At 27.7% G+C, this 3,041-nt stretch carries 4 protein-coding genes; 1 reads left to right on the forward strand and 3 read right to left on the reverse strand.

Translation table 11 applies throughout. The annotated features are described in order from the left end of the window. The 3 genes from EZH24_RS09435 to EZH24_RS09445 form a co-directional block, all read right to left on the reverse strand. On the reverse strand, window positions 1-302 hold a 302-nt coding region (locus tag EZH24_RS09435; protein ID WP_137998905.1), incomplete at its 3' end, for a peptide deformylase. A gap of 62 nt (window positions 303-364) precedes the next feature. Further along, entirely contained in the window at window positions 365-1,582 is a 1,218-nt protein-coding gene (locus EZH24_RS09440) for an HsdM family class I SAM-dependent methyltransferase (RefSeq protein WP_137998906.1), read from the reverse strand. 14 nt (window positions 1,583-1,596) lie between these two features. Then, window positions 1,597-2,304 carry a type II restriction endonuclease gene (locus EZH24_RS09445; RefSeq protein ID WP_137998907.1) on the reverse strand — a complete coding sequence of 236 codons (708 nt, stop codon included), beginning with the start codon at window positions 2,302-2,304 and terminating at the stop codon, window positions 1,597-1,599. A gap of 119 nt (window positions 2,305-2,423) precedes the next feature. On the opposite strand from EZH24_RS09445, the gene EZH24_RS09450 reads away from it, so the two are divergent. Then, window positions 2,424-3,041 (forward strand): tRNA ligase subunit PheS family protein (locus tag EZH24_RS09450; protein ID WP_473807465.1); only part of this gene is annotated, 618 nt, incomplete at its 3' end.

The raw sequence follows: 3,041 nt of genomic DNA on the forward strand, positions 1-3,041 counted from the left end.
AAGCAGCCTTCTTCAAGAATTTCTTTTTCTTCGCCATGCCAAATTATTTCGGGATTGATTAAAGCCAATTTGAAATCGGGTTTTTCGTTATCGTCTTCTTCGCTATCAAAATCTGGGACGGATATGACGATTAACTTTTTCAATATTCCGATTTGAACCGCCGCAAGCCCCACTCCGTTTGCCTTATACATAGTTTCAAACATATCTTCGATTAAATCTAAAATTTCTTTGTCAACTTTTTCTATAAATGCGGATTTTTGTTGTAATCTTTTATCTCCGTATATAACTATATCTCTAATCATATTATTTTCCAAATTATTAAAAATTAATTTAAGATAAATAATATTAAATTTTTTGTTTATAGTCAAGTCCAATTTATTTTAATCGGAAGCAATCTTTCCAATTCGATTTTAGACACTTGAGTATTCCCGCTAATAAGTCGCATTACTTTCATATTTGTTTCGTCCTGCAAAGCGTTTAAAATATCTTCCAAAGAATAATTACAATTTGCATTTTTCAGAGGATAAATCACATTAACATGATTTTCGCAAACAAATTCTTTTTCGTTTACTATCGCAGATTTTATATTTATATATTTCGATGAGCCTGTTATTCTATTTACGACAACTACCCTACTCTTAATTATTAAATCTTTCGGAATATTTTTTATATATTGAGGTTTTCCTTTAGAATTTGGCATCACGATTTTTCCGTTATTTATATTTGAAGACCAAATTAAAAGAGTCGAATTATTTTTATCGTTAGTCAATTTTTCTTTATGCTCGTTCCAAACTATAGAACCAGTTTTTACTCCGTAGCCGATTTCTTTCAAGCAAACCGTATTTTTATAAACTTCATTCAAAAATTTTTTATCTTCCGTAAAAATCATGATTCCGTTTTTTTGAAAAATATATTTATTCGATTTTTTTGTATTAGTTTTTTTAAGTATCATAAGCATAACTTTTTGATTAGCCGAATGAAAATTGTCCGCTCCGTCAATTATATGCAAATATTCCAAACTTGCATTTTTAATTATATATTCCCGCAACTTTGAAAAATAAGCGCCGTTATTCATAGAAGGAGGAACGACATAAGCCAAATAACCGCCGTCTTTAAGAGCCTCCAAACCGATTTTTATAAATAACGAAAAAATATTTACTCTTCCTTTGATTATTTCAAAATGTTTCGCTTTAAATTCTTCGTTTAATTTGATTTCAAAATAAGGCGGATTTCCGATAACATAATCGTATTTATTCTTTATATCGATATTCAAAGCGTCAATATTTTTTATATTGGAATTTTTTATAAGTTTTGAAGCGATACTAACCAAATTTTTATCGATTTCAAAACCGTTCAATTTTGGATTTTTAAAATATTTTTCGCATGAAAGCAAAAACTCTCCGCTACCGCATGCAGGGTCGAGAATATTAGCGTTGTCTTTTTTCGGCAATTTTGAAAGCAAAAGTTCTCTTATTGATTTTGGCGTAAAATACTGCCCGAGATTTTTTCTTTTCTTCAAGTCGGCGTTATTCAAATAATCTATACTTTCTTTGGTAAATTCTTCGGTTAAATTTTTTTTCATAAAACTTTAAATTTCTACTCCAAAATTTCGCAAAATCTTATTACATTATTTTCACAATCTATTCTATTTTTATGAGAAAAATAATTAATTTCGGCATTATTATTTATATTTTTATCCTGTTGATAAGCTCGCCTAATATATACATCAAACCCTCTATCAAATATAGCGACATTATTTTTTGCTTTTTCTTTAAGTTTTTTTCTAAAATTATTTTCTAATTTTTTTATTTCGCTAAAGAAATCAATTAATTCTTCTCTTTCAGACATTGGGAGAACATCACATCCAAGAAAAAATGTCACATCTTCTCTACCATAAGAACCAAATATATAAATAGCATTAGCTTTAGGCAAATTACTATTCCATATAGGACTATACGATTTACCACTACTATATTTTATTTCTATAGATATAATTTTTTTATTAGTAAATATTAAAAAATCAGGAAAATTTTGACTACCGTAAGGCTGGCATATAAAACAATTACCTAAACTTTTATCGCTTTTATAGTAAATATTATCAATTATATCATTAGATTTTTTATCTAAAACACTATTTTTTATAGAATTAAGAATAAGCTTAATATTTTTATCGTCTTTATCTATTCTATTAAATCCGTTTCGTTTTAGAGAAGTCTCTATTCTATCTTCAAAATCGCTACCCTTTTTACTTTTAAGCCATTCTTTCTTATTTTTTTGTATATCTATAAATATTTTATTAAGCATTTAATTAATATAATATAAATCTAACTATTGTCAATATTTTATCCTTGAAAATATTTCCATAATATATTATAATGCAAATAATAATTTTTTATAAAATTTATTTAAGTATGGTAAAACAAATGGATAATTTGGACGAGATTTACAACTTCTTAAAAAACAGTATAGAAAAAGCGGATATTCAATCGAAAATAGACGATATAAGAGTCGCCTATTTGGGAAAGAAAGGAAAAATTACCGAACTTTTAAAAAATTTGTCTTCGATAAATAATTTGGAAGAAAAAAAAGAATTCGGAAAAAAAATAAACGAAATAAAAAATTTCTGCGAAAAAGCGTTAAACGAAAAGAAAAAAGCCATATTGGAAAAAGAATTTTTGCTCTCTCTTCAAAAAAATAAAATCGATATAACGATGCCAGGAAGAAGACCGAAATCGGCAAATATAAATATTTTAACGAAAGTAGAAGAGGAAATAGTTTCAATATTAACCGACATCGGTTTTAGAGTCGCCGAAGGAAACGAAATTGAAGACGATTTTCACAATTTCGAGGCTTTGAATATTCCTTATTATCATCCTTCGAGAGACAGCCATGATTCTTTTTTTATTTCCAAAGAACATGTTTTAAGAACTCATACTTCGGGAATGCAAATTAGAACTATGATGGAAACGAAACCTCCGATAGCTATAGTTTCTCCGGGAAAATGCGCAAGAAGAGACGCCATAGATTCAAAACATTCTCCA

It is taken from the genome of Brachyspira catarrhinii, from assembly GCF_005518285.1.
Lineage (GTDB): Bacteria > Spirochaetota > Brachyspiria > Brachyspirales > Brachyspiraceae > Brachyspira > Brachyspira catarrhinii.

What these genes read in the sequence shown, in the direction of transcription:
- EZH24_RS09440 (WP_137998906.1), bottom strand. Translation starts at nt 1,582, where the DNA reads ATGAAAAAAAATTTAACCGAAGAATTTACCAAAGAAAGTATAGATTAT.
- EZH24_RS09445 (WP_137998907.1), bottom strand. Translation starts at nt 2,304, where the DNA reads ATGCTTAATAAAATATTTATAGATATACAAAAAAATAAGAAAGAATGG.